25 protein-coding genes are annotated in these 25105 nt (G+C 68.4%); 9 read left to right on the top strand and 16 right to left on the bottom strand.

Annotated features, from left to right (window positions below; all coding sequences use genetic code 11):
- Positions 1–45 precede the first annotated feature (45 nt).
- A complete protein-coding gene (locus OPF83_RS05000) occupies positions 46–909 on the top strand; it encodes a PIG-L family deacetylase (protein ID WP_264886117.1) in 864 nt (287 codons plus the stop codon).
- A gap of 72 nt (positions 910–981) precedes the next feature.
- Here the strand turns inward: OPF83_RS05000 and OPF83_RS04995 are convergent, their stop codons facing one another.
- From OPF83_RS04995 to OPF83_RS04975, 5 genes are all read right to left on the bottom strand, one after another.
- Positions 982–1404: an ectoine synthase gene (locus tag OPF83_RS04995; protein ID WP_264886116.1), complete on the bottom strand. Its 423-nt coding sequence runs from the start codon at positions 1402–1404 to the stop codon at positions 982–984.
- Between the two features lie 37 nt (positions 1405–1441).
- Complete coding sequence (gene ectB, locus OPF83_RS04990) at positions 1442–2737, bottom strand: diaminobutyrate--2-oxoglutarate transaminase (protein WP_264886115.1); 1296 nt, start codon at positions 2735–2737, stop codon at positions 1442–1444.
- Between the two features lie 68 nt (positions 2738–2805).
- On the bottom strand, positions 2806–3321 hold the full coding sequence (ectA, locus tag OPF83_RS04985; RefSeq protein WP_375546207.1) for a diaminobutyrate acetyltransferase: 516 nt from the start codon (positions 3319–3321) through the stop codon (positions 2806–2808).
- A 364-nt stretch (positions 3322–3685) separates the two neighbouring features.
- Entirely contained in the window at positions 3686–5704 is a 2019-nt protein-coding gene (locus OPF83_RS04980) for an HNH endonuclease signature motif containing protein (protein WP_264886113.1), read from the bottom strand.
- A 508-nt stretch (positions 5705–6212) separates the two neighbouring features.
- Entirely contained in the window at positions 6213–7703 is a 1491-nt protein-coding gene (locus tag OPF83_RS04975) for a SulP family inorganic anion transporter (RefSeq protein ID WP_264886217.1), read from the bottom strand.
- 187 nt (positions 7704–7890) lie between these two features.
- Here OPF83_RS04975 and OPF83_RS04970 point away from each other — a divergent pair, with 187 nt between their 5' ends.
- Entirely contained in the window at positions 7891–8316 is a 426-nt protein-coding gene (locus OPF83_RS04970; protein WP_264886216.1) for a MerR family transcriptional regulator, read from the top strand.
- Positions 8317–8332: 16 nt separating this feature from the next.
- Here the strand turns inward: OPF83_RS04970 and OPF83_RS04965 are convergent, their stop codons facing one another.
- Positions 8333–9490, bottom strand: coding sequence for an acyl-CoA dehydrogenase family protein (locus OPF83_RS04965; RefSeq protein ID WP_264886112.1), 1158 nt, complete (start codon positions 9488–9490; stop codon positions 8333–8335).
- Between the two features lie 113 nt (positions 9491–9603).
- On the opposite strand from OPF83_RS04965, the gene OPF83_RS04960 reads away from it, so the two are divergent.
- Both OPF83_RS04960 and OPF83_RS04955 read left to right on the top strand, forming a co-directional pair.
- Positions 9604–10341: a PIG-L deacetylase family protein gene (locus tag OPF83_RS04960; protein WP_264886111.1), complete on the top strand. Its 738-nt coding sequence runs from the start codon at positions 9604–9606 to the stop codon at positions 10339–10341.
- Between the two features lie 115 nt (positions 10342–10456).
- The gene (locus OPF83_RS04955; protein WP_264886110.1) at positions 10457–11077 is read left to right on the top strand and encodes a malonic semialdehyde reductase; all 621 of its coding nucleotides are present in this window, start codon (positions 10457–10459) and stop codon (positions 11075–11077) included.
- Between the two features lie 91 nt (positions 11078–11168).
- Here OPF83_RS04955 and OPF83_RS04950 read toward each other — a convergent pair whose 3' ends face one another.
- From OPF83_RS04950 to OPF83_RS04940, 3 genes are read right to left on the bottom strand one after another with little or no spacing between them, the layout of a single operon-like run.
- Positions 11169–11864 carry an alanine and proline-rich secreted protein Apa gene (locus OPF83_RS04950; RefSeq protein WP_264886109.1) on the bottom strand — a complete coding sequence of 232 codons (696 nt, stop codon included), beginning with the start codon at positions 11862–11864 and terminating at the stop codon, positions 11169–11171.
- A 58-nt stretch (positions 11865–11922) separates the two neighbouring features.
- Positions 11923–12648 (bottom strand): alpha-ketoglutarate-dependent dioxygenase AlkB, encoded by a 726-nt coding sequence (locus OPF83_RS04945; protein WP_264886108.1) that lies wholly within the window; start codon positions 12646–12648, stop codon positions 11923–11925.
- Between the two features lie 10 nt (positions 12649–12658).
- Positions 12659–13549 (bottom strand): inositol monophosphatase family protein, encoded by an 891-nt coding sequence (locus OPF83_RS04940; RefSeq protein ID WP_264886107.1) that lies wholly within the window; start codon positions 13547–13549, stop codon positions 12659–12661.
- Between the two features lie 151 nt (positions 13550–13700).
- On the opposite strand from OPF83_RS04940, the gene OPF83_RS04935 reads away from it, so the two are divergent.
- Complete coding sequence (locus OPF83_RS04935; protein ID WP_264886106.1) at positions 13701–14591, top strand: alpha/beta fold hydrolase; 891 nt, start codon at positions 13701–13703, stop codon at positions 14589–14591.
- A gap of 27 nt (positions 14592–14618) precedes the next feature.
- Here the strand turns inward: OPF83_RS04935 and OPF83_RS04930 are convergent, their stop codons facing one another.
- Both OPF83_RS04930 and OPF83_RS04925 read right to left on the bottom strand, forming a co-directional pair.
- Positions 14619–14924, bottom strand: a complete 306-nt coding sequence (locus OPF83_RS04930) for a hypothetical protein (RefSeq protein ID WP_264886105.1) — start codon at positions 14922–14924, stop codon at positions 14619–14621.
- 18 nt (positions 14925–14942) lie between these two features.
- The gene (locus tag OPF83_RS04925; protein WP_264886104.1) at positions 14943–15371 is read right to left on the bottom strand and encodes a hypothetical protein; all 429 of its coding nucleotides are present in this window, start codon (positions 15369–15371) and stop codon (positions 14943–14945) included.
- 137 nt (positions 15372–15508) lie between these two features.
- Between OPF83_RS04925 and OPF83_RS04920 the strand changes: the two genes are divergently transcribed.
- Positions 15509–16546: a carbon-nitrogen hydrolase family protein gene (locus tag OPF83_RS04920; protein ID WP_264886103.1), complete on the top strand. Its 1038-nt coding sequence runs from the start codon at positions 15509–15511 to the stop codon at positions 16544–16546.
- 44 nt (positions 16547–16590) lie between these two features.
- On the opposite strand, the gene OPF83_RS04915 is transcribed toward OPF83_RS04920, so the two are convergent.
- Together OPF83_RS04915 and OPF83_RS04910 are read right to left on the bottom strand one after the other, a co-directional pair.
- Complete coding sequence (locus OPF83_RS04915) at positions 16591–16989, bottom strand: MmcQ/YjbR family DNA-binding protein (protein WP_264886102.1); 399 nt, start codon at positions 16987–16989, stop codon at positions 16591–16593.
- A gap of 73 nt (positions 16990–17062) precedes the next feature.
- Positions 17063–17953, bottom strand: a complete 891-nt coding sequence (locus OPF83_RS04910; RefSeq protein ID WP_264886101.1) for a cation diffusion facilitator family transporter — start codon at positions 17951–17953, stop codon at positions 17063–17065.
- A 53-nt stretch (positions 17954–18006) separates the two neighbouring features.
- Here OPF83_RS04910 and OPF83_RS04905 point away from each other — a divergent pair, with 53 nt between their 5' ends.
- The 3 genes from OPF83_RS04905 (at position 18007) to OPF83_RS04895 (ending at position 20599) form a co-directional block, all read left to right on the top strand.
- Positions 18007–18441 carry an NfeD family protein gene (locus OPF83_RS04905; RefSeq protein ID WP_264886100.1) on the top strand — a complete coding sequence of 145 codons (435 nt, stop codon included), beginning with the start codon at positions 18007–18009 and terminating at the stop codon, positions 18439–18441.
- A gap of 56 nt (positions 18442–18497) precedes the next feature.
- Positions 18498–19799 carry an SPFH domain-containing protein gene (locus tag OPF83_RS04900; protein WP_264886099.1) on the top strand — a complete coding sequence of 434 codons (1302 nt, stop codon included), beginning with the start codon at positions 18498–18500 and terminating at the stop codon, positions 19797–19799.
- A gap of 65 nt (positions 19800–19864) precedes the next feature.
- Positions 19865–20599 carry a TetR/AcrR family transcriptional regulator gene (locus tag OPF83_RS04895; protein WP_264886098.1) on the top strand — a complete coding sequence of 245 codons (735 nt, stop codon included), beginning with the start codon at positions 19865–19867 and terminating at the stop codon, positions 20597–20599.
- Between the two features lie 48 nt (positions 20600–20647).
- Here OPF83_RS04895 and OPF83_RS04890 read toward each other — a convergent pair whose 3' ends face one another.
- Genes OPF83_RS04890 through OPF83_RS04880 form a run of 3 tightly spaced genes read right to left on the bottom strand, consistent with a single transcriptional unit; the run spans position 20648 to position 25024 of the window.
- Positions 20648–22117, bottom strand: a complete 1470-nt coding sequence (locus OPF83_RS04890) for a TIGR01777 family oxidoreductase (protein ID WP_264886097.1) — start codon at positions 22115–22117, stop codon at positions 20648–20650.
- A gap of 22 nt (positions 22118–22139) precedes the next feature.
- The gene (locus OPF83_RS04885; protein WP_264886096.1) at positions 22140–22835 is read right to left on the bottom strand and encodes a lipocalin family protein; all 696 of its coding nucleotides are present in this window, start codon (positions 22833–22835) and stop codon (positions 22140–22142) included.
- Positions 22832–25024 (bottom strand): MMPL family transporter, encoded by a 2193-nt coding sequence (locus OPF83_RS04880; RefSeq protein WP_264886214.1) that lies wholly within the window; start codon positions 25022–25024, stop codon positions 22832–22834. Before OPF83_RS04880 ends, OPF83_RS04885 begins: the two co-directional genes overlap by 4 nt.
- Positions 25025–25105 lie beyond the last annotated feature (81 nt).

Here is a 25105-nt window from a genome sequence, read left to right as displayed (position 1 = left end):
CACCGGGCCCGCCGCCGGCCGCATCGGTCAGGGCAGAATGTCGGGGTGTCCACCATCGTGTTCCTCCACGCCCATCCCGACGACGAGACCTCGCAGACCGCCGGGATGATGGCGCTCGCCGCGCGCGCCGGTCACCGCGTGGTGACCGTGTTCGGTACCAACGGTGACCACGGCCAACGGCCGGAAGAACTGGGCGACGACGGCGACCTGGTCGAACATCGCCGCGGCGAGGCCCGTGCGGCCGCGCGCGTCCTGGGCGTGGAGCGCGTCGACTGGCTGGGATACCGCGACTCCGGCATGACGGGGTGGGATCAGAACAGCGACACGCTCTGCCTGCACCAGGCGATGATCGACGAGTCTGGCAGCGACGAGGCCGCCGGACGGCTGGCCCGGATCCTCGACCGGGAGGACGCCGACGTTCTGGTCGGCTACGACTACCGCGGCAACTACGGCCATCCCGACCACCTCGCGGTGCACCGCCTCGCGCGTCGCGCCGTCGACCTGGCCGCGCGCCGGCCGCGTCTGCTCGAGGCGGCGGGGAACCGTACCGCTCAGATGGCGATGCTCGAGAGCGAGGAGGCGGCGCGGTTCCTCGCGGTGCTCGCCGAGAGCGGGATCGAGGTGGACGTCGACAACCTCCGCGACATGATCCTCACCGGCGACGACGGCCTCCCGGTCGGCGTCCTCGAGGAGGAGATCGACTGGGCCGTCGACCCGCCCGAGGACGTGATCGAACTCAAGCGCAGCGCAATGGGCTGCCACGCGAGTCAGACGAGCGACATCGGCCTGATGTTGAGCATGCCGGCGGACCTGTACGCGCTGTCGTTCGGCACCGAGTACCTCATCGAGCCGGACCTGTCCGAGCGGGATGAGCACCGGGACATGCGAAGGGCCTGGCCGTTCGACTGATGTCGACGTGGCCAGGCCCTGAGCGCGGGGGCGCAGTCTGCGCGACCCTGACGATCTACGCGATCTGAACGGCTACTTCTCGCGGACGACCGAGCCGTCGTCCTGCAGGCGCAGGAGCGGGTAGATGCCGTTCTCGTCGTGGTTCTCGTCGCCGACGACCGGCGGGTTGAAGACGCAGAGCATCTGCATCTCCTCCTCGACGATCACCTGGTGCTTCTCGTTGCCGTCGAGCAGGTACATCGTGCCCGCCGCGAGCGGGTACTCCTTGTCGTTGGTCAGGTCACGCAGAGTGCCCTTGCCGCGGGTGAGCCACACGGCCTCGATGTGGTTGGCGTAGTGGAAATCGTTGGTCGTACCGGCGGCGATGGTGGTCTCGTGGAACGAGAAACCCACGCGGTCGTCGGCCAGGACGATGCGCTTGGACTCCCAGTTACCGTTGTTGCCCTTGATGTGGCGATCGGTATCGGTGATCTCGGCGGTGGTGCGAACGATCATGGATTGCCTCCTTGAGGGGTGGTCCCGTACTGCTGGTTCAGGCGTACTGCTGCGCGAGGACGTGGTCGACGGCCTCGTAGCAGATCTCGATGCCGCGCTCGCGCTCCTCGTCGGTGATGGTCAGCGGCGCCAGGAACTTGACGACCTCGTCGCTCGGTCCGGCGGTCTCGACCAGCATCTTGTTGTCGAAGCAGCGGGCCATGACCTGCTCCGCCAGCTCGGGGTTCTCGAGGAACGCGATGCCGAAGGCCATGCCGCGTCCACGCAGCTCGAGCTTGCCCTCGTACTTGTAGATGAGCGGCGAGAAGCGCTCCCGCAGGATGCGGCCGTTCTCGAGGGTGCGGTTCTGGAGCGTGTCGTCCGACCAGTACTTGCGCAGTGCGACCTCGGCGGTGGTGAACGCGAGGTTGTTGCCGCGGAAGGTGCCGTTGTGCTCGCCCGGGGTCCACTCGTCGAGATCCCGGCGGAACAGGGTGACCGCCAGGGGCAGGCCGGAGCCGCCGATCGACTTGGACAGGGTGACGATGTCGGGCTTGATCCCGGCGAACTCGAACGAGAAGAACTCACCCGTGCGTCCGCAGCCCATCTGGACGTCGTCGACGATCAGCAGGATGTCGTGGCGGGCACACAGTTCATTAAGCGCCTGAAGCCACTCGGCGCGAGCGGCGTTGATGCCGCCCTCGCCCTGGACGCACTCCACGATCACCGCGGCCGGGCGGTTCATGCCCGAGCCGGAGTCGACGAGGACGCGCTCCATCCACTGGAAGTCCTCGGTGACGCCACCGAAGTAGTTGTCGTACGGCATCGGCGTGGCGTGGACCAGCGGGATGCCGGCACCGGCGCGCTTCATCGAGTTACCGGTCACCGACAGCGATCCGAGGGTCATGCCGTGGAACGAGTTGGTGAAGTTGATGATGGCTTCGCGGCCGGTGACCTTACGGGCCAGCTTGAGCGCGGACTCCACAGCGTTGGTACCGGTCGGGCCGGGGAACATCACCTTGTAGTCCAGGCCGCGCGGCTCGAGGATGTTGCTGGTGAAGGTCTCGAGGAACCGACGCTTGGCGACGGTGAACTTGTCGAGTGAGTGAATGACACCGTCGTTGGAGATGTACTCCAGGAGGGCGTTCTTCATGTCCTCGTCGTTGTGGCCGTAGTTGAGCGCGCCGGCACCGCCGAAGAAGTCGAGGTACTCGACGCCATCGACTGTGGTCAGCGTGGCGCCCTTGGCCGTGTCGAAGACGACCGGCCAGTTGCGCGAGTAGCTACGCACCTCCGACTCGCGGTCGGTGAAAATCTCAGTGTTGGTGCTCGAATCGTGCGGGGTCTCGGTCATAGTCGTGCTCACTCCATTTAAAAAGTCGGGCATCGGCGGTGGGCCGGGCGGCCCGTACGCCCAGTCCTTCAGGAAATCGTGTAGAGGTCTTCTTGCTCGTGGCCCTCGCCGAGGAGGTCGGCGCTCAGGTAGTCCTCGCGGTTCAGGGTCATTCCGCGGTCGCGGGCAACTGCACCGAAGGTGCGCTGAGAGGCCTCGTTGTCCGGGCTGATCGTGGTGCGCAGGCGCACCGTGCCCTTTTCTTCTCCGGTCCGGTCCATGAGTCCGTGGAGCAGACGTGCAGCGAGGCCTTTACCTCGTTGATCAGCGTCAACGCCTACCTGCCACACGAAGATCGTGTCCGGCTCGGAGGAACGGATGAATCCTGTGACGAATCCGACGACTCGGCCTTCGACCTCAACCACGATCGAACTGTCGGCGAACTCGGCGCCCCACAGTACGTAGGCATAGGGAGAGTTCACATCGAGGACTCCGCTGTCGCGGGCGATCTCCCACATGCGGTTTCCATCGGCTGCTGTGGGCGGCCGGAAAAGCGCGTCGGACGAATCAGGGGTACGGGGTACTGCTCGTTCTCCTGGGTTCATAAGCGCCCTCCACCGTAGTGAGGCCACCACGTTGTTGCACCCGCCTGGCCAAATCGTTACCTGAAATGATGATGAGTCCGCAGGTGACCGCCCCAGAGTGAAGCTGGTCACTACCCATTTATCTCACAGTCTCCCCACCGGGGTATAGGAGTGAGAGATTTTCCTTAATGTCGAGAACTCGAACGGTGCTGGCGAGATCGACCGTGCGGAGGAACCTGACCCCAAACCCTGGATTCTCACGTTGAGATTCGTTTTCGTCGAGATACACCTTCGCCGAGGACCCGGAGCATTACTCAGCCTGAACGGCCTGCCGTTCGGACCAGCCGGCACTACCGGGGACAGTAACTCCGGTCAGAATCTCGGGTCAGAAAGGTGGTGGATCTGCGAGTTCCTCACGGAAGCGTTTGACCTTTTCCGCGAGCTGCTTCGATTCCTCATGCGGCCTGCGCGCATCCCACCAACGACTACCGCTCGACTCAGGTGCGGCGTCGTGCATTGTGACCCAACTCGGCTGCTTCATGACCAGGACTCTCGCTGCACGCCGACGCTGGATGACTCGGTCATGCTCACGCAGGCAGTACCGAACGGTGGCACCCGCCGAATAGGCATCAGCCAACTTGCGCCAATATTCGTCTTCTCTGCGTTCCCGTTCGATGCGCTCCCGTTCAGCACGTGACGCTTCCCGGCTCTCTTCGCGCTTGGCCTCCTGACGTCTGGCCCGTCGCATCCAAGCCGACTCCTGTGCATGCACCTGCGCACCGGAGCTGGAATGCCCTGCGGCTCCAGGATGGTTCGGGTCGCGGTTACGGCGCTGTTGCCGCTTCCACGACTCGGCTTCGTCCCGCTCCTGTTCGCGCCGGTAGGCGGCCAACGGCCCGGAGGGTCTCGTGACCATCGTCGTGCCGTCCGGACAGGTGATGACGAGAGTGCCGTCCGGTGACATCTCGTAGCGCCAACCGGCGAAGGTCTTGAAGCGATGGTGTCGACGGCACAATGCGCCCAGGTTCGACTCGACCGTCAATCCACCAGATTTGGGATCGTCATGATTGAACGGCACGCAATGGTCCAGGTCGCAGGACTCAGCGGAGACGGTGCATCCCGGATGTCTACACGTCCCGTCTCTCAATCTGATCCGGCGAGCGAGTTCTGCGCGGGGCCGGTATCTCAGAGCTGCATCCGCGTCGTCTGCCGCGCCGATAGCTGGACTGATCGGCTCGATAGATGCTCCGTCGGCCGCGGCCAACAGATCGAGTAGCGACTGCAGAGCAGCTTCGCCGGTGCGGAGGAATTCGACGCCTGCGGTCGACCCGAGTCCTTGACCATGACCTGACTCAGGGCATGCCCCGGACAACGAAGCGAGGTAGTCCGGCATATTTCCGCCGACCGCGCTCGTGATGACGGTTATGCGCGGGCGCAGGACCAGGGACTTGGACTTAGTGGTGGCGGCAGGGCCAGCGCTTGCATCGGTGCCGGAATCTGTGCCGGAATCGGTGCCAGTGCCAGTGCGAGTGCCAGTGCGAGCACCATTGCCAGAATCGGCACTCCCGGTCTCGGCCACATCACCGCAGGACAAGGAGAGCAGAGCATCCGCCTTCCGCTGCCCCATCGTGTAGTCGGGATCCTCGTCGAGTTCCGGCACCGGCTCTCCCGCGGCTTCGGCATCCGCGACTGCAGCAGCTCGAGCCGCCTCGTCCGCCGCACGATCCTGGGCGACCTTCGCCTCAATCGCCTCGGCAAGGACTGCCGCCTCATCCGACCGCAATGTGGCGCTCAACGCGGACATTCCGTCCTGCCCCTTACGGAACGTCACACTGCGGGCACGGACGGCATCAGCCTTGCGTTCCCGAATTCCGTCCGGGTCATGCTTGCCAATTATCTCGTCCGCCCTTGCATTTCGCTCATTCTCTCCACGGAGCCCACCCGCCTTGAGCGAATCGAGGTAGTCCTTGACCACTTCCTCCTGGATCGGACCCAGAACATCGTCAGCGACACAGGACATCTGCCTGGCCAGGCCGCGGGCGACCCGCTCCTCCATCAGCCCGTCGAGCATCGCCTGCAGGATGGCGGGATAGCGGAAGTGGAGATCCGCGGCGAACGAGATCATGTACTCGGCACGATCGGCCGAGATCGACAGTTCGCGGACGAGGTAGCTGCCTGCCATGACCTGCGGATCAACAACCGAGCGGCCGCGACGAGCCTCGGCGGAATCATCCCCACAATCCGGATGATTGACGCACTCGACCATCAACTCGTGCGCGGCAACGAAGCGCTGCCCAATCGCACGATTTTCAGCTTCCCACCCCGCCCGCAGCGTCGATGCGGCAGAGAGGAGCGAATCAAGGAAATCATTGGACGCGGCCCAAGCGCTGCGCTCGTAGCTCATATGCCGCCCCCTCGCCCGATCTGTCGAAATGCCTCGATGTTATTTTCGAGTTTACAGACGCATAATTCGAACATGCAAGCGTTTTTAGGAAGTTTCTCGGACGAGTATTCCGCGTCCATCCGACCAGAAATCGCCAGGCGAATCGAGGGGCCAGGACGCTGTTTCCGGCATCCGGCACGCTCATGGCCACCGAGGCGAACACACCCGAGGAGCAGCAACACGAAGGCCAACGCCGACCACGCACGACGACCATGCACAACGAGCCAGTCGGGTGAACGCCACGGGGCGGGAAAGGCCGTCGTTGTCGTCGTCATAATCCAGGGACGCCACACGCCGCCTACCGGACCCCGGGTCACACGGCGCCGGGCACAAGGCCACAGCGCGCGGAACCACCGCGTGACACCCCGACCCGACCCGGTCGGGTCGAACCACGCCGGCCCGACCAGAAGCGCTGCCAGCCTTGACGCGCCGCCGCGCCCAGCTGCGCTCCCCGCCTAGAACTCCCCGCCTAGAACGCCCCGCCCAATCGCCCCGAGAGGGTGTCGAGACGCTCCTGGCTCGCGCCGTCGAGGCCGATCACCGACAGGGTCTTGCCCTTCTCGGCGTACTTCTGCTGCACCGCGTCGAGGGTTGCGACGGTCGAGGCGTCCCAGATGTCGGCGTCGGTGAGGTCCAGGACCACGTTCTCCGGATCGCCCGAGTAGTCGAACTGGTAGACCAGATCATTGCTCGAGGCCCAGAAGAGCTCGCCGGTGACGCGGTAGGTGCGGGTGTCGACGGTGCCGTCGTGGTCGGTGTCGAGCTCGGCGACCTTCTCCACCGTGGTCATGTGCGCGACCCGGCGGGCGAACATCACCATCGCGGTGACCACGCCCAACACCACGCCGATCGCCAGGTTCCCGGTCCACACCGTCGCCACCACGGTGACCACCATGACCAGCGTCTCCGACAGCGGCATGAAGCGAAGGGTCCGCGGGTGCACGGAATGCCAGTCAAACGTACCGACCGACACCATGACCATCACCGCCACCAGCGCGGCCATGGGGATCAGCCCCACAATGTCGCCGAGCGCCACCACGAGGATCAGCAGGAACACGCCCGCGAGCAGCGTCGACAGCCGCGTCCGAGCGCCGGATTCCTTGACGTTGATCATCGTCTGTCCGATCATCGCGCAGCCGCCCATGCCACCGAAGAAGCCGGTCACGAGGTTGGCCACGCCCTGGCCCCAGCCCTCGCGGGTCTTGTCGGAGTGGGTCTCGGTGATGTCGTCGACCAGCTTGGCGGTCAGGAGTGACTCCATGAGCCCGACCAGCGCCGTCGCCAGCGCGTAGGGCGCGATGATCTCGAGGGTCTCCAGCGTCAGCGGGACGTCGGGGAAGAGCAACGACGGCAACGTGGTCGGGAGCTCGCCCTGATCCGCCACATCGGGGACGGTCCACCCGAACAGCAGGACCGCGCCGGCGATCACGAGTATCGCCACGAGCGGCGCCGGCACGATCGTGGTCGTGCGCGGGAAACCCACCATGATCACGATTCCCGCCGCCACCAGCGGATACACCAGCCACGGGACGCCGAGCAGGTGCGGGATCTGCGCGAGGAAGATGAGGATCGCCAGCGAGTTGACGAAACCTATCATCACCGACCGCGGGATGAACCGCATCAGCTTGGCCACGCCCAGCAGCGACAGGACGATCTGCAGGACACCCGCCAGCAGGACGGTCGCGATGAGGTATTCGAGCCCGTGGTTCGCGGCGACCGGCGCGACGACCAGGGCCACCGCCCCCGTGGCCGCCGAGATCATGGCGGGCCGACCGCCGGTAAAGGCGATGGTCACGGCCATGGTGACCGACGCGAACAGACCCACCCGCGGGTCGACGCCCGCGAGGATCGAGAACGAGATCGCCTCCGGGATCAGCGCCAGCGCCACCACCAGGCCGGCGAGGACCTCCGTGCGCAGTCGGGCCGGCGAGGAGAACGCCGCGCGGAACGACGCCCCCACTCCGATGGGGAACTCACTGGTCGACGATGCGGCGGAGTCGCGGCTTGACGATCCGGTCGATCCGCTCGCCGTGGGCACGCTGTTCACTGATCACCTACAGTCTGAGGTCGAACTCTCTCGCTCCGAGAGAGTAGAAACCTACCGTAGCGGGAGAGTTGTGGCCGAGGAAAATCCTGGCGAGCAGACCATGAAGATCGGGGAGGTCGCCGAGCGCACCGCCCTGTCGATCCGCAGCCTGCGCCATTACGACGAGCTCGGCCTCGTCAGCCCGTCAGCCCACTCGCCCGGCGGGTTCCGCCTCTACACCGAGGCCGATGTCGAGCGCCTCCTCCTCATCCGCCGCATGAAACCGCTGGGCTTCAGCCTCGACCGGATGAAGGACTTCTGCCGCGCGCTCGACGCCCGGAGCGCCGGGAAGGGCAGCACGGGAGGCGGCGGCGCGGGTGGTGATGTCGCTGGAGGGGACGGTGCGGGCGCGATCGGTGACGACGACGACGCCGTCGCGGCCACCCTCTCCGAGATCGGAGCCGAGGCCACGCAGCGTCTCGAGCGACTTCGCAAGCACCTGGCCTACGCGGAGGAGTTCGTCGAGATCATCGACCGGCTCCGCTGATCACGCCCGCGCCGCCTCACAGCGCCCGGCCGATGACCTCCTTCATGATCTCGTTCGTGCCGCCGTAGATCCGCATGACGCGGGCGCCGGCGAACTTCTGCGCGATGGGGTACTCCATCATGTAGCCGTAGCCGCCGAAGAGCTGGAGGCAGCGGTCCACCACGTCGTCGAGCATGTCGGTGGCCTGCATCTTGACCATGGAGGCGGTCACGGCGTCGAGCTTCCCGGCGAGCTCCTGCTCGATGCAGTAGTCAACGTAGGTGCGGGTGGCCATGACCTGCGTCTTGCAGTGCGCCAGCTCGAACTTAGTGTTCTGGAAGTCGAGGATCGGCTTGCCGAACGCCTGCCGCTCCTTGGTGTACTCGATGGTCTCCACGACGGCGGCCTCGGCCATGGCGAGCGCGTCCACGGCGATGGCCAGGCGCTCACGCGGGAGCTGGTTCATGAGCTGGTAGAAGCCCTGGCCCTCTTCGCCGCCGAGGATGTTGGCGGCGGGCACGCGCATGTCGTTGAAGAACAACTCGGCGGTGTCGGCGCCGTGGCGCCCCATCTTCTCCAGGACGCGACCGCGCTCGAATCCGGGGGTCGACGCCTCGACCGCGAACAGGGCCATGCCCTTGTGGCCGGCGTCGAGGTCGGTCTTGGCCACCACCACGACGAAGTCGGCGGAGCCGCCGTTGGAGATGAAGGTCTTGGAGCCGTTGATGATGTAGTCGTCGCCGTCCCGCTTGGCGGTGGTGCGCACGCCCTGAAGGTCGGATCCGGCGCCGGGCTCGGTCATCGCGATGGCGGAGATCCACTCACCCGAGCAGATCTTCGGCAGCCACTCGCGCTTCTGCTCCTCGGTGGCGTAGTTGGCCACGTAGTGCGGGGTGATGGTGGAGCCGACGCCCATGCCGAACGCGGTGTCGCCGGAGTAGACGAGCTCCTCGGTGACGAGGTACTCCATGCCGGCGTCGCCGCCCTGCCCGCCGTACTCCTCGGGCACGTCGAGGCAGATGAGCCCGGCCTCGCCGGTGCGCAGCCACGTCTCGCGGTCGACGTGCTTCTGCGCGGCCCACTTCTCCTGGTTGGGGGTCATCTCCTTGCCGAAGAACGACCGGGCGTGCTCGCGGAGGAGCCGGTGGTCCTCGGTCTCCCAGGACGGGCGGTAGTCGGGGAAGAGTGCGGACATGAGGGGCCTCCAGGACTGTGTGATGACGACGACGACGAGTTCCGGCCCAGTCTACGACCGCGTCATTCGGCGAGTTCGGACCTGACGGCCACCGGCGAGGCCATACTCGTGGCATGAGCGACTCCACGGACCAGCCGACGCCGACAACCCTCCCCGAGCCCTTCCCCACCGACTGGACCCGCTGCCTCGTCCTGGTGGCGCACCCGGACGATACCGAGTACGGAATGTCGGCTGCCATCGCCCGGTGGACGGCCGAGGGCCGGAGTGTCGTGTACGTGCTGGCATCCAGTGGCGAGGCGGGAATCGAGGGCATGGCGCCGTCGATCGCCGGGCCGATCCGCGAGGAGGAGCAGCGGCGTTCGGCGGCGCATGTCGGCGTGCACACCGTGGAGTTCCTGGGATTCCCGGACAGCCGGATCGTCAACAACGGCGACCTCCGCGATGCGATCGCCGACTCGATCCGCAAGCACCGCCCCGACGTCGTCGTCTCCTTGTACTCGGGCGCGGAGTTCGCCCCGGGCTTCCCCAACCAGTCCGACCACATCGAGTTCGGCGCCGCCGTGGGCGCGGCCTACGACGACGTGGTCGCGGCCGCCGGGGTGGACTCACGCGAGGGTCGCCCGCAGATGTGGTTCGAGTCCGACCCGCAGCCGAGTCACTACGTGGACGTGAAGGGATTCATCGAGCCGGCGGTCGACGCGTTGGCCGAACACCGGGAGTACATGTCGGTGCTGGATCCGCAGACTCCGGTGCGGGACCAGGCGCGGGCTCAGGTGGAGCGGATGGTCGCGCCGGTCGAGGGACTGGCCGACGGTGATCCGGTGGTGGGATTCACCCGCAAGCGGCCCTGAGGATCGCGGCTGGGGCAGGGGCTGGGGCTGCCGCAGAGGCTGCCGCCATAGGTGAGGTGTCCAGGATCACGATCGCCTCTGGAATGCCCGTGCCGGGGACGCGTTTTTGATGGACATGACAACTTCTCTGGATTCCCGCACCGCCCTGCAGCTCGACGAGGCCGCCCAGGACCTGCTCTTCCGCGAGGCGCGCACCGCCAACGCCTTCACCGACGAGCCGGTGACCGACGAACAGCTCGAGGCCATCTACGACCTGGTCAAGTGGGCGCCCACCTCCATGAACAACCAGCCGCTGCGCGTCGTGGTCCTCCGGTCCGAGGAGGCCAAGGCCCGCCTCGTCCCGCTCCTCGCCGAGGGAAATCAGGCCAAGACCGCCGCCGCCCCTGCCGTCGCGCTGCTCGCCGCAGACGTGGACTTCCACGACGAGCTGCCCAAGCTCTTCCCGCACTTCCCCGGCGCCCGTGACCTGTTCGACGGCGACGAGGCCAGCCGCGCCAGCACCGCCGAGCTCAACGCCGGCCTGCAGATCGGCTACGCGATCCTCGGCATCCGCGCCGCGGGTCTGGCCGCCGGCCCGATGACCGGCTTCGACGCCGAGGCGATCTCGAAGGAGTTCTTCCCCGACGGCCGCCACCGCGTGCTCGTCGCGATCAACATCGGCAAGCCCGCCGCCGAGGGCGCCTGGTTCGATCGCCTCCCGCGCCTCGAGTACGACGAGGTCGTCACCACGCTCTGACCTTTTCCGGCTGACCTGAGATCTGAGCCCGGCCCTCCCGCGGGAGGGCCGAGCTCAAGTCGTCTGGGCGTGTCTCGGGTCTGGGCGTGCCTCAGGTCGTGGTGCCGACCTCGGCCGGTACGTCGGCGAGCTCGAAACGCTCGACGATCTCGTCGGCCCACTCCGCGCGCGGGGAATCCATGCTGCCGTCGCCCGGGGTCGCGATGTAGGTGAGCCAGAACCGCGAATCGCCCTCGCCGACGACCGCCGAGTAGACCAGCGCGCCCTCGGGACCGACCATCGGCTGCTGGATCGACGGGATGATCCGGAAGGACAGGGCCGTACCGTCGCCGACCCGGCTCGAGATCTCGTCGACCCGCTCCTCGGTGGGGCTGCCCGGGACCGGCAAAACCGCCTGGCCGATGCCCGTGGCCAGCGAGAACGCGGCCTGCTCGTTGCTGACGTCCTGTCCGGCGAGCATCTCCGGAGTCAGCGCGCCGAGGAACACGATCCCGCTCGCACCACCTGAATCAGACGCCCCCTCAGGCATCAGTGCGGTGGTGCCGAACGGCAGCGGACCGGACTGCGCCTCCCAGCCGGCCGGGACCCGGATGGTCAGGCCTGCCGCCGGGTCCGTGTGGTCGGATCCCGCCGCGACCTGGGTCTTGGCACTCATCGTGCGCTCGCTCGACCCGTAGGTCCGCTGCGACACCACCACCGTTCCGACCGCCGCGATCATGGCGACGAGCGCCACGAGGACGATCACCGCGATGGTCAGGCCACGTCCCTGGGACGACGAAGTGTTCATGGGGTCAGCGTAGGTGTGCCCGTGGGCCTCGCGCATCGTGGCCTCGTGCGCCGTGGGGCTACCGAGTCCTGCGGAGCGTGATGTTGACTCGCCCCGGGGCCGCCCCCAGCACCTCGCGGCACCAGGCAGGGGCAGTGCCGTCGAAAACCTTCGGCACCCCGTGGAACGCCAGCCTCGACGGGCCACCGAACACCACCAGGTCTCCCGATTCCAGCCGCACATCCGTGTACGGGCGCCCCCGGTGCTCGGGCGTACCGAAGCGGAACGTGCACGCGTCCCCCAGACTGAGCGAGACGACCGGGTCGCCGCGCGCCTCGTCGCGGTCCTGGTGAAGGCCCATCGTGGCGCCGGGGCCGTAGAGGTTCACCAGTGCGGCATCGGGCGTGTACTCGGCCGGACCAAGTGGTGCCATGCCCGAACCATGTGGTGCCACACCTCGACCGTCCGTGGTGTCGGCATCGACCGCTGCGGCCGTGGGATCGATCTCCGCCACCGAGATCAGCGCGGAACGGGCCGCCCGCAGGAGCCACTCCGGGATCGGCGGGATGGTCTCGTCGTCGTCATATCTATACGGCGAGTAGTCCCGCCCCAGGCTGAAGGTCCGCACCGACATCCGGCCACCGCCCGGCAGCACCATCGTGCGGGGCACGCGGACCGCCGCCCACTCGACACACGCCCGCAGGAGGTATTCCTGCTGGTCACGACTGAGCCAGTCCGGGACGTGCACCGCGCCGGGCCCCAGTACCGCCGGCTCGCGGTGGACGCCGAACAGCGGCTCGGTCACGACTGCCGACTCATGCGCGACCCAGCACGTCCCACGCCTGCTCGGCCAGCTCGGGCGTCGCCGCCGCGACCACGGTGCCGCCCTCGATCGGCTGCGCGCCGTCCGGACCGGTGATGACGCCGCCCGCGGCCTCGATGATCGGGATGAGCGCCACGATGTCGTACGAATTGAGGTCGGACTCGACCACCAGATCCACGCGCCCGGCGGCGAGCATGCAGTAGGCGTAACAGTCGCCGCCGAACCGCTGGAGGCGGACGCGGCGGGCGAGCTCGTCGTACCCCTCGCGGGCCGGCCCGGTGTCCCCGAACATCGACGGATGCGTGGTGTAGAGGATCGCGTCGGAGAGCTGACGGCACTGGGAAGTGTGCAGGTCGACAGTCACGGGCCGGCCCGTGTCGACGTCCGTGCGCCGCAGCGTCGCGCGGCCGCCCACCGCGGAAAAGGTCTCGCCGAGCACCGGCTGGTCCATCCATCCCGCGACCGCGCGGCCGCCCTCGACCACGCCCACGAGCGTGCCCCAGCCCGCCATGCCGGTGAGAAAGGCCTTGGTCCCGTCGATCGGGTCCAGGTACCAGGTGCGCGCGGCGTCGACTGGGCCGCTCCGCCCGTTCTCCTCACCCACCACCGCGTCCCCCGGCGACATCGACTGAATGCCGGCGCGGAGGAGTTCCTCGATCGCGCGGTCGGCCTCGGTGACCGGGTCGTAGCCGCCGAGGTTGCCGGTTCCGGGTGCCGCGTACTTGTCCGCGGCGTTCTTGTCCGCGGCGTTCTTGTCCGCGGCCGCGAGTGCCGCGAGATCGCCGTGGAAATGGCGGCGGGCGATGCGACCGCTCGAGGCGAGCAGCTCGTCGAGGCGCTCGATCTGATCCGGACCGAGGGGGCGGGTGGGCCGTGGCGTCATGCCCCCATCGTGCCCCAACGATCCGACAGTCACCGATCAGATCCCGAGCGCGCGGCGGAGAGGTGATGCGACAACGACGCTCGTGCCGCACAATCGTGGACACGTCCGCGGGCCGAACACCCGCCCGCGGGACGCACTCGAGGAGGAGCACGTGCGCACCAACCCGATCATCGGACTGCCCCGCTCAGTCCTGCGACTGCCTCGCATGGCACCGAACATGTCGCTGCTGCCCACCCCCCGCATCGTCACGCTCGCCGACGACGTGACGACCCGCCTGTACGACACCGGCGAGGAGCACCTCGAGCCCGTCATCCTGCTGCACGGCATGGTCGCCACAGGGATGCTGAACTGGTACCAGACCTTCGAGCGCCTGCGCGGTGAGTACCGCCTCATCACCTATGACCAGCGCCAGCACGGGATGGGTCACACCGGCCCGTTCAGTTTCCAGGCCCTCGCCGAGGACGCCGTGCGCGTCGCCGATCACCTCGAACTGGAGGCCCCGATCCTCGGCGGCTACTCGATGGGCGGAATAGTCTCCCAGCTCGCGGCCCGCAAGGACCCCTCCCGGCTCGGCGGGCTCGTCCTGGCCGCCACCGGGACCGGCGCCGAGCGCAACGCGATCGAGAAGATCACCCTCGGCGGCCTCGCCCGGTCACAGCCGCTGCTCAACGCGGTGCCCGAGGAGGTCGCCCGCGAGATCACCGACACGCCCCTCGGCCCCCACGAGTGGGCACTGCGGGAGCTGTCGAGGACGCCCCTGACCACGCACCGCCAAGTGATCAGCGAGGTGGGGCGATTCAACTCCACCTCGTGGCTGCACGAGCTCGACCTGCCCGTGGCGATCATCAAGACCACGCACGACATCGCGTTCCCGCAGTGGATCCAGGACGAGATGGCGGACCTGCTCCCGCACAGCGCGGTGTTCCCGATCCACGCCGGCCACGCGGTGTGTGCGACCCAGCCCGGGAACTTCGCCCGGCGGATGCGGACCGCGATCGGGTGGGTGGTGTCCAACGAGCACCGGACCATGTGCGCGGGGTGAGAGTGCCTGGCACCGTGATCAGCGAGGTCAGATCACCGAGTAGCGCACGGCGGTGATCACGAAGACCACCAGCGCGATCGCGCCCAGGATGATGCCCCACAGTGCGCGACGTGTGTCGGGCTCGCCCTGCCCCAACCACCCGGTGGGCCACCTGGCGAGCAGACCGAACGCCACCGCCATCAACGCCGCGAGGAACGCCACGATGTTGATGATCGGCACCCACGACAGCACGAGCGACCCCACGCCCAGGATGAGAGCACGGGTGCCGAGGTCCATGCCGTCGGACTCGCTCTTGCTCGGCACGAATCCGCGACCGCGGGGACGAGGGGACATGCGGCCAGCCTAGCCCGATCAGGCCAGAAGCTGCGCCGAGGCGAAGCCCGCGAGCAGCACCGCGAACCCGCCCATCTCCCCCACGATGAGCGCCCACATCCCCAGGCTCAGGCCGGCGCCACCGTGCTCGAACTGGTTGGTCGTGTCGCGCAGCGCGCCGTGGACGATGTAGCTGCCGATCGCCACGAGGAAGAAGGAGACCTGCACCGCGGCCGCCGTGAGGTTCACCCACGTCGGCCAGCCGCTGAGCTCCACGAACACCGCGATGAGCAGCGTCGCGAACGCATACATGAGCGCGGCGCGGTGCGCGATGTCGACGTAGATGTGCGCCGTGTGCGTCTCGCTCGTCGCGATCTGCCTGTACTTCCACACGCCGAGTCCCAGCGCCAGCAGGAAGATCAGCCCGGCGGCGAGCAGCGTGAGCCGGGTATCGATGCCGAGTTCCATCCGAGTCCCTCCGAGCGACGACGTGCGAACACCCCACCTGACAAACCATGGGGATTTGTAGACTCCGATCCTAGGTCACGTGGCCCGCCAGGCGGCCGCTCAGCCTGACGTCCCGCTGCCCGCCACCAGGACGTTCCATGCCGGATCACGTCGACTCCCCGCCGGACCCTCTCGACTCCCCGCAGGTCCCACTCGACTCCCCGCCCCGCCGCGTGCGCGCCGCCGCGATCCAGTTGGAGGGCGTGCCGGGGCGGGTCGACCTCACGCTCGAGCGCCTGGAGGCGATGATCGTCGAGGCCGGCGAGCGGGGCGCGACGCTCATCGCGGTGCCCGAGTTCTGCACGTCGCCGGTGCCGATGCGCGCCGAGGTCCACGCGGCGGTCCTGCCGCGCGAGAACGCGGCGGTGGGGATGTTCCGACGGTTGGCGGCGCGGTACCGCGCGACGATCGGCGGGTCGATGTTGATCGCCGACGACGACGAGGTCTACAACCGCTACCACCTTGTCGAACCCGGTGGCCGCGTCCACACTCATGACACGGACCTGCCGACGATGTGGGAGAACTGCTTCTACACCGGAGGCCATGACGACGGCGCGTTCGACACCGACCTCGGCGGGGTGGGTGTCGCGAGCTGCTGGGAGCTCATCCGCACCCAGACCGTGCGGAGGCTGCAGGGGCGGATCGACCTCGCGATGACGGGCACTCACTGGTGGACTGTGCCGAGCAACTGGGGCGGGTTGGCCTCGCGCGCGCTGGCTCCGCTCGCCCGGCGCAACAGAGCCCTGTCCGAGGAGGCGCCCGTCGAGTTCGCCCGGCGACTGGGGGTGCCTGTCCTGCAGGCCTCGCACTGCGGGTCGATTCGATCAGACTTCCTGCTAGCTCCGGGAACGGACTTGGCCGTCGGGTACGAGACCGAGTTCGTGGGGGCCACCCAGATCGTCAACGCACACGGCACGGTCCTGGCCTCCCGGCGGACCACCGAGGGACCGGGGATCGTCACTGCAGATGTCGAGCTCGGCGCCTGCTGGAGCGTCACGCCGGCGGAGGAGAGTTTCTGGATTCCGGATCTGCCACTGGTGATGCGCGGATACTGGCACCACCAGAATCTGGCGGGCCGGAGTTACTACAGGCGCTCAGGGCGGAGGGCAGGCCTGTGGGCAGCCGACGGAGCATAGGAACCACCTCGGAACCGGAGCCGGTCGGGCGGTGCTCGCACCCGTCAGCTGGGCTCGTCCAGCCTCGCCACCCGGCGGACGCCCGCTGTCTGGCGGTACGAGGACTCGACCAGCTCGGCCACCTCGTCCCAGTCCACGTCACCTGAGTCCAGCGGCAGGGCCAGCCACCCGGCCGGGCCGTAGTAGGCGGGCACGTGGAATCGCTCGTCCTGCTCCAGCGCCCGCCGCTCACCGGGGTACGGCAGGAACAGCAGGGCGCGGTCGAGCAGCGGATCGGAGTGGTCGCCCTTGATCTTGCCGCCGAACACCCCGAAGACCTTGGTCGTGTACCAGAGCACCCGGCCGTGCGAGACCTTCTCGGCTGCGTCGGGGAGCGCCAGGCAGACCTGTCTCAGCCGGGCGAGCAACGGGTCGTCGTCGTCGAACATGATCGGGTGGGGCACACCGGTAAGCCTACGACCGAGACGCGGGCGACGAGCCCACTCCGACTCAGAGGACTCAGCGGACCCAGAGGGCTCAGAGGTGCACGTCGTTGTACGCCCGCTCGTCCTCGATCGGCTCGAGATGGCTCGTGATGTGCGTGTTCGACAGTGCGGCGTGGATCTCCTGCTCCACCTGCTCCACCAGTTCGTGGCCGCGGTCGACGCTCCACTCGCCCGGGACCAGAGCGTGGAACTCCACGAAGCGCCACTTACCGGATTCGCGGGTGCGCAGCTCGTGGAAGTCCACACTCCCCGCCTCGCGGTGCCGCTCCAGGATCTCCTCGATCGCGCGGTTGTCCTCCTCCGGCAGGGTCGCGTCCATGAGCCCCATCCCGGATTCACGGACGAGCTTGTAGCCGACGAACAGGATGTTGATGCCCACGGCGATCGCCACCAGCGGGTCGAGGATCTCCCACCCCGTGAGCCACGCCAGCGTCAACCCGACCACGACGCCGCCCGAGGTGACCACGTCGGTCATGAGGTGCTTGCCGTCGGCCTTGAGGGTCGGCGAGCGGTGCGCGTCACCCGCGCGCATGAGGACGAGCCCGACGACCCCGTTCATCACCGCGGCGACCACCGAGATCCCCAGGCCGATTCCCATCGACTCCAACGGGACCGGGTTGATGATCCGTTCGACGCCGACGACGAGGATGAACGCCGCTGCCACGAAGATCATCGCGCCCTCGACGCCCGCGGAGAAGTACTCCACCTTGGAGTGGCCGTACTGGTGGTCGTCGTCCGCCGGCCGCTCCGCGACGGTCACGGCCCACACCGCGATGAGCGCCGCCACCAGGTTGACCACGGACTCCGCCGCGTCCGAGAGCAGACCCACCGAACCCGTGACGTACCAGGCGGTCAGCTTGATGAGGATCGTGACGATCGCCGTGGCCACCGAGAGCCAGGCGAACTTCTTCAGCGTTGACACCGCACCGACAGTAGTCCCGCCGTCCGGACGCCCGTTAACTGTAGGGTCGGGGCATGCACGTAGGACTCATGTGGCTCGGCGCTGCGGTACTGCTCGCCGCTGGCGAGGCCGCAGGCGGGGAGCTGCTTTTCATCATGCTCGCCGTCGGTGCCCTCGGTGGTTCCGGGGCGGCGTTCCTCGGTGCACCGCTATGGGGGCAGGCGTTGGCGTTCGCCCTCGTCTCCGTGGTCATGCTCGCCGCCGTCCGCCCGGTCGTACGCCGGCGCATGCTCTCGGCGCTGCCGGAGCACGACACCAACACGGCCGCGCTCACGGGCCGCAACGGCACCGTGGTCGAGGAGATCGACGGTGAGGGTGGACTGGTCGAGATCGCCGGCGACACCTGGACGGCGCGCGCACTCCTCGAGGGGGAGACGTTCGCAGCCGGAGACAAGGTCCTCGTGCACGAGATCGAAGGCGCCACGGCGATCGTCGTGCGCGGCTTCTAGGGCCACCCGTGCCCGCGGCGCACCGCTGACACTCACGACACAATCGGAGGAAACCCATGGGCGGATTGATCTTCTTAGCCGTCATCGTCGTCCTGATCGCCTCGGTGGTGGCGAGCTCGGTGAAGCTCATCCCCCAGGCCGAGGCGGCGGTCATCGAACGACTCGGGCGCTACCAGCGCACCGCGAGCGGACAGCTCACGCTGATCATCCCGTTCATCGACCGGGTACGCGCCAAGGTCGACCTGCGCGAGCGGGTCGTGACCTTCCCGCCGCAGTCGATGATCACCGAGGACAACCTCACCCTGAGCATCGACACGGTCGTGTACTTCCAGGTCACCGATCCCAAGTCGGCGGTCTACGAGATCAACAACTACATCATCGCGGTGGAGCAGCTCGCCACCACGACGCTGCGGAACGTCGTCGGCGGTCTGACCCTCGAGCAGACGCTGACCAGTCGCGACATGATCAACAAGCAGTTGCGCGGTGTGCTCGATTCCGAGACCGGCCGCTGGGGCCTGCGCGTGGCCCGGGTCGAGCTGCGCTCGATCGATCCGCCGCCCTCCATCCAGGACTCGATGGAGAAGCAGATGCGGGCCGACCGTGAGAAGCGTGCCACCATCCTCACCGCCGAGGGGCAGCGCGAGGCCGCGATCACCACGGCACAGGGCGCCAAGCAGGCCGCGATCCTCGACGCCGAGGGCAACAAGCAGGCCGCCATCCTCGCGGCCGAGGCCGACCGGCAGTCCCGCATGCTGCGCGCCCAGGGTGAGCGCGCCGCGCGATACCTCGTCGCCGAGGGCCAGGCCGCCGCGATCGCCCGCGTCAACGCGGCGGTCAAGGCGTCGAAGCCCACCCCGGAGATGCTGGCGTACCAGTACGTGCAGAACCTGCCCGAGATGGCCAAGGGCGACGCGGCCACGATGTGGATGATCCCATCGCAGTTCGGGGATTCCCTGGAGAACTTCGCTAAGGCCGTGGCCAAGAAGGACGACGACGGCGTGTTCCGCTACGAGCCCTCGGAGGTCGACACCGACGCCGATCTGCCGTCCGCGCCGGACGAGTGGTTCGACACCTCCACTGATCCCGAGATCGCGCGGTCCGTCGCCATGGCGGAGGCCGCGGCGAAGGGCACCACCTCGGTGGCCGAGGAGGAGACCCGCGCGAGCAAGCCCAGGCCCGGCGTCTTCGACATGGTTCCCGAATCCGAGGGTGGGGCCGCGCCCGACCCCTCTACATCTGGCCAGGCTGCACCCGGACAGGTCGACACAGCCGCAATCGACGGGCCGCAGGCCCCGCAGCCTGGGACTTCGCCCAGCAGCTACAGTGCCTACCCGGTCGAGGGCGAGCAGTCCCGCTGACCATCTGCGTCGACCAGCTCCACGGTGACGCCTCACGGCCCACTCTCAGGTCGTAACATGAACGAGTGACACGTAACACTCGCCGCGGCGCCGACCGTCCTGCCGACGCAGTGCCTGACAGCACAGCGTCCGGTGATGCATCCTCCGACAGCCCTTCTGCGGAGGATGCGGACGGCGGCGCCGCTGTCGTGCATGACGCGGAGGACATCCGCATCATCGAGGTGGCGTGTTCGGTCCTCGCCGAGCGCGGGATCAAGGCGTCGAGCACGGACGACATCGCACGAGCGGCCGGCGTGACCCGGGTGACCCTCTACAGGCGACTTGGGACGCGCGACCAGATGCTCCGCGCCATCTACGCGCACGAGGCACAGCGGTTGATGATGTCCGTCAACGCCCGGTTCACGTCGTTCGAGTCGCTGGAATGGGACCCGGTGCGGCACGTCGAGGATCTGCTCGTGGGCACGGTGTTCGACATCCGCGAGAGCGAGTTAGTCCGCCGGCTCATCGAGGTGGACAAGATCGAGACCATGGCCGTGCTGGCCGGGCAGTCCGACTCGGTGCTCGCCGCGATCACCGAGATCGTCGCGGAGTTCGTCCGCAACACGTGGGACGCCGACGTCCACACCCGCGCGATGACCGACACGGAGGTCGAGGACCAGTCGCGCGAGGTCGGCAGCGCCGTCGGCCGGTTCCTCCACTCGCTGGTGGTGATGCCCGACGGCCCGCCGCTCGTGCAGTCCGAGGACGAAATCCGTGGCCTCGCGCGGCGCGTGCTCGTCCCGATGATCCTGCAGCGCTGAGCGTCCGACAACAACGCCGGGGAACCCTGCGCGTCACGCCAGGCGCCGCTACAGCGCGGTGGGCAGGCTCTCCGCACCGAGTTCGTGTTCCAGCGCCTCACGCAGTCGCGGGTAGCGGAAGTGATGATCGAGCTCGGTCAGCGTGTGGGGCAGCACCCGCTGATCCGCCAACGCGAGTTCGTCAGCGCCTCGGCTTCCGAGAAGCAGCCCGGGTGCCCACCCCGGCACCGGGACCACCGTCGGGCGATGCAGCACAGCGCCGAGTTCCCGCGTGAAGTCCTCGTTGGTGACCGGCTCCGGCGCGGTTCCGTTGACGACACCGGCGAGCGCCGGGTCGACGATCGCCCGCAGGTAGACGTCTGTGAGGTCGTCGAGCGAGATCCACGACATCCACTGCCGCCCGGAGCCGAGGCGACCGCCCAGGCCGGTCCGGGTGATCGCCGCCAGCGGCGGCAGCATCCCGCCGGCCGCCGAGAGCACGAGCCCGGTCCGCACGTTCACCACGCGAGCACCTGCCCGCCGGGCGGGTTCGCAGGCGCGCTCCCAGTCCGCGACGATCCCAGCGAGCGGCCCGGTGCCGTTGGCCGCCGATTCGGACAGTGGTTCCCCGCCGCGGTCGGCGCCGTAGAAGCCGACGGCCGACGCACACACCATCGCGGTGGCGCCGTCGCGCGCGGCCACGAGTTCCGCCAGCCGGCGGGTGGGGTCGATCCGGCTGTCGCGCACCTTCCGCAGGTGGCTGCCGGTGAAACGACCGGCGATCGACGCGCCGGCCAGGTGGACCAGGACGTCGACACCGTCGAGCAGATCAGGCGCCGGAGCGGCCGGGTCCCAGACTCGCTCGGACCGGTGAGCGCGAGCGGGGTCGACGGCGTTGTCGTCGTGGTTCCCGGCGCCGTCTCTACCGGTGCCGTCTCTACCGGCGTTGAGGCCACTGCCCGGGCGGGTCAGCCGGATGACCCGGTGCCCCGCGACGCCGAGGAGCGCGGTCATCGCCGTACCGATAAGGCCAGACGCGCCCGTCACCGCGACGGTCAGGAGCTTCGTTGCCGGCGCCGCTGCCGAGCCGAACTGCGCGATCGTCTCCAGGTCGGCGGCCATCTGGCGGTACCGGTAGGCGAAAACACGGGTCAGCATCGGCTCGGGGACGCGGGCCTCGACGCGATCGCCGAGCATGGCGGTGCCGGTCGGTCCGGCGGTCACGGTATGCACGTGCACCCACCCGGTCGCCGTGGCGTAGGGCTCGGACACGCAGCGGTCGACGAAGCGCTCGCCGTCGACGAAGCCCTGGGGATCGTGCCGCGCGACCCACCGGGGGCCGAACCGTGCGGCCAGCGGTCCCGGCAGGGCGGTTCGGGGTTCGAGTACGGCCTCGCCGTCGCGCAGCGATCCCGCCTCGTGCACCGGGCGCAAGGACATGAACGGTGGGGACAGCCGCCGCAGCGCGCCCGGCGCGGCGAGGTAGCGCCACGCCTCGGCCGGGGCCACGGGAACCGTGCAACTGACATCGATGCTCATCGGAACTCACCCATCACTCTCGTCAGGGCAGCAGGCACAGCGGCGTCACATCGCCGCGGCCTTCTGCCATCGGAACGGTGAGGAAGGCGCACGACCACCAACCCCGGTTTTCGATCACCTGTCGCACTGTCGACCACTGCTCGGGAGCGAGCACCGGTTCACGACTGAGCACGAATCCCGAAGACCGGGTCGGATCACCCACGATGGCCACCGAGTAGTCGTCGGCCAGATAGGTGATCCGGTAGTTGACGGGCCCGTTCTCGTCCTGGAACGGAACCATCGGGAAGTTCACCCGGAGCGAGGCGTTGGTGTCGGTGTCGCGGACGGTGGCCTCACCCTCGATCATGGACTCGGAGCTGACGGCCGAACCGCAGGTGTTGCGGACCGACACCGTGCCGGGTGCGGTGATCCCGTACTCGGCCTGGGTGTCGTTGGTGCACTGCAGCGTGTACGGCTGCGGGATGGCGGCCACCTGATACCACCGACCCGCATATCTCTCCAGGTCGACGAAGTCGACCTGGCTGAGCTCGGGTCCCCCCACGGAGCCGAGCACGACGCCGTCGGGCAGCAGTTGCGAGGAACCGCCCCCCAGGCGTCCTCCGTCGGTGAGGTCCTGGGCGCCTGCAGTCGGGGCGGCCGCGAGACCGGCGGCGAGCAGTGGCGCGATCACCGAGATGGTGAGCAGTGAGCGGATTCGGGTAGCGCGGAGCGGATTCATGAGTGGATCTCCTGTGCGGTATCAGCGGGGGTGGCGTTGGTCCTGTGAGCGGATTCGGAGATGTCGTGTGCATTCCGGGAGGTACGGGCGCCGGCGCCGCTCCGCGGATCACCGGGCCACCAAACCTTGTCACCGACCAGGGTGAACAGTGCCGGGACGACGAGCGTACGAACGACGAAGGTGTCGAGCAGCACGCCGAGCGCCACGATCACGCCGACCTGGGTGAGCACAATGAGCGGCAGCACGCCGAGCACCACGAACACCGAGGCCAGCACGATGCCGGCTGAGGTGATGACGCCGCCGGTCAGCGCGACGGCACGAACCATGGCCTCGCGGGTGACGTGGGTGGCCGCCTCCTCCCGGGCGCGGATCGTCAGGAAGATCGAATAGTCCACGCCGAGCGCCACCAGGAACAAGAAGCTGTACAGCGGCACCGAGACGTCCAGTCCGGGGAAGCCCAGGATCTGGGTGGTGACGAAGGTGCCGAGGCCGAGCGCGGCGACCGACGACAACACCGTCGCAGACATCACCAGCAACGGGGCGATCAGGGACCGCAGCACGAGGATCAGGACGACGAAGACTACCAGCAGGATGAGCGGCGCGACCAGCGTGAAGTCGCGGACGTTGCCCTCGGAGGTGTCGACCGCCTTGGCGACCGAACCACCCACGAGCGCCCCGGAGCCGGGGACCGTGTCGACAGCGTCGCGTAGGCCGAGCACACTCTCCTCCGAGCGTTCGGTGGCCGGGGCGGCGTCCAAGACGACGTTCACCCGGCTCCACCCTGTGCCGGATTCTCCCGACGGGCTAGCGGAGACCACGCCCGTGACGCCCTGGACGGCCTCGAGGACCTGCCCCTCGGTGCCCGTACGGGTGACGATCGTGACGGGGTCGGTGACGCCGGCTGGGTAGTGCTCGGCCGCCGTCTCCAGTCCCGTAGCCGACTCGGACGCGGTGCGGAACTGCTCGGTCTGACTCAGTCCAACGCGCGTGCCGAGGAGCCCGAATGCCAGCACGACCAGGAGCAACACGCACGACACCAGAACGGTGACGGGCCTCCGGACTACGCGCGAGGCGATCCGACCCCAGATCCCGGGCGGGACCTCGTCGTCGAAGCCGGCGGGGGTCGTCGACGTGTGCAGTTCGTGCTTGCCGTGCTGCTCATGCTCGCCCCGCGTCGCGGAGCCCACCGCGGAGCCCGTGGCGGCGGGAGTGGCGGGGCGCGGGATGAACGGCCAGAAAAGACCGCGGCCGCACACGGCGAGCGCGGCGGGCAGCGCGACGAGCGCGAAGATCACGGCGATGATCAGGCCGACCGCCGCAGAGATACCGAGCGAGCGGTAGTTGGGCAGGGTAGCCAGCAGCAGGGTGAGCAAAGCCAGGACGACGGTGATGTTGCTGGCCAGGATCGCGGGCACGGCACCGCGGTACGCGGCGCGCAGGGCGCCGCGCCTGTCCTCGTTCTTGCGCAGTTCCTCGCGGTAGCGGGAGACGAGGAGCAGCGCGTAGTTGGTGCCGGCGCCGAAGACGAGGACGGAGACGATGCCCGACGTCGAGCCGTCGACGGTGACGCCCACGGCCTCCCCGAGCGCGGCGACGACGAGCGAGGCGACCCGGTCGGCGATTCCGATGATGATCAGCGGGACCAGCCACAACACCGGGGAACGGTAGGTGATGATGAGAAGCACCGCCACGACCAGCGCGGTGGCGGCCAACAGCCGGAAGTCGGCGCCCTCGAACGCTGCGGCGGTGTCGGCGGCGAAGGCCGGACCACCGGTGAGCTGCGCACTCACGCCGTCGTCGAGGCCGTCCGAGACGGCGGCGCGCATGTCGGCGACGAGCTCATTCCCCTCGCTGCCCGACAGGATCTCGGAGTCGACCGGCACGAGCATCAGGGCGGCCGCACCGTCCTCGGACGGGATGGGCCCCTGGGCCGGGACGCCCACGACCTCGGACATCCGCTCGCCCGCGCCGACCGCGGCGGCGATGCCCTGCGGCCCCAGCTCGCCGCCATCGGTCCGGCTCACGACCAGGACCGCCGGAACCGAGCCGGAGTCGGGGAACTCCGACTGGATCTGCGACACGAGGGCGGACTCGGCGTCGTCGGGCAGCGTGTTGGGCGCCTCGGACGCGGACCCGGACGACGCGAACGCGAACACCGCACCGGCGGCCACCAGCATGACCAGCAGCATCACCCAGGCGGTCACCCGGCCGGTGAGGACACCGACCCAGCCGCTGTCGCCGGTGGGTCCGTTCGCGACGGGCCACTTCAC

The sequence above is a fragment of the Dietzia sp. NCCP-2495 genome (assembly GCF_026011735.1).
Classification (GTDB): Bacteria; Actinomycetota; Actinomycetes; order Mycobacteriales; family Mycobacteriaceae; genus Dietzia.
This window is presented reverse-complemented; position numbering and strand designations above follow the sequence as displayed.

Coding starts and splice junctions, on each gene's coding strand:
- ectB (WP_264886115.1), bottom strand. CDS start 2,737: ATGACCGAGACCCCGCACGATTCGAGCACCAACACTGAGATTTTCACC.
- ectA (WP_375546207.1), bottom strand. CDS start 3,321: ATGAACCCAGGAGAACGAGCAGTACCCCGTACCCCTGATTCGTCCGAC.
- OPF83_RS04885 (WP_264886096.1), bottom strand. CDS start 22,835: ATGAATCCGCTCCGCGCTACCCGAATCCGCTCACTGCTCACCATCTCG.
- OPF83_RS04905 (WP_264886100.1), top strand. CDS start 18,007: ATGCACGTAGGACTCATGTGGCTCGGCGCTGCGGTACTGCTCGCCGCT.
- OPF83_RS04965 (WP_264886112.1), bottom strand. CDS start 9,490: ATGTCCGCACTCTTCCCCGACTACCGCCCGTCCTGGGAGACCGAGGAC.
- OPF83_RS04920 (WP_264886103.1), top strand. CDS start 15,509: ATGCCGGATCACGTCGACTCCCCGCCGGACCCTCTCGACTCCCCGCAG.
- OPF83_RS04955 (WP_264886110.1), top strand. CDS start 10,457: ATGACAACTTCTCTGGATTCCCGCACCGCCCTGCAGCTCGACGAGGCC.
- OPF83_RS04995 (WP_264886116.1), bottom strand. CDS start 1,404: ATGATCGTTCGCACCACCGCCGAGATCACCGATACCGATCGCCACATC.
- OPF83_RS04930 (WP_264886105.1), bottom strand. CDS start 14,924: ATGTCCCCTCGTCCCCGCGGTCGCGGATTCGTGCCGAGCAAGAGCGAG.
- OPF83_RS04900 (WP_264886099.1), top strand. CDS start 18,498: ATGGGCGGATTGATCTTCTTAGCCGTCATCGTCGTCCTGATCGCCTCG.
- OPF83_RS04940 (WP_264886107.1), bottom strand. CDS start 13,549: ATGACGCCACGGCCCACCCGCCCCCTCGGTCCGGATCAGATCGAGCGC.
- OPF83_RS04950 (WP_264886109.1), bottom strand. CDS start 11,864: ATGAACACTTCGTCGTCCCAGGGACGTGGCCTGACCATCGCGGTGATC.
- OPF83_RS04880 (WP_264886214.1), bottom strand. CDS start 25,024: ATGCTGCTGGTCATGCTGGTGGCCGCCGGTGCGGTGTTCGCGTTCGCG.
- OPF83_RS04980 (WP_264886113.1), bottom strand. CDS start 5,704: ATGAGCTACGAGCGCAGCGCTTGGGCCGCGTCCAATGATTTCCTTGAT.
- OPF83_RS04970 (WP_264886216.1), top strand. CDS start 7,891: ATGAAGATCGGGGAGGTCGCCGAGCGCACCGCCCTGTCGATCCGCAGC.
- OPF83_RS04890 (WP_264886097.1), bottom strand. CDS start 22,117: ATGAGCATCGATGTCAGTTGCACGGTTCCCGTGGCCCCGGCCGAGGCG.
- OPF83_RS04960 (WP_264886111.1), top strand. CDS start 9,604: ATGAGCGACTCCACGGACCAGCCGACGCCGACAACCCTCCCCGAGCCC.
- OPF83_RS04925 (WP_264886104.1), bottom strand. CDS start 15,371: ATGGAACTCGGCATCGATACCCGGCTCACGCTGCTCGCCGCCGGGCTG.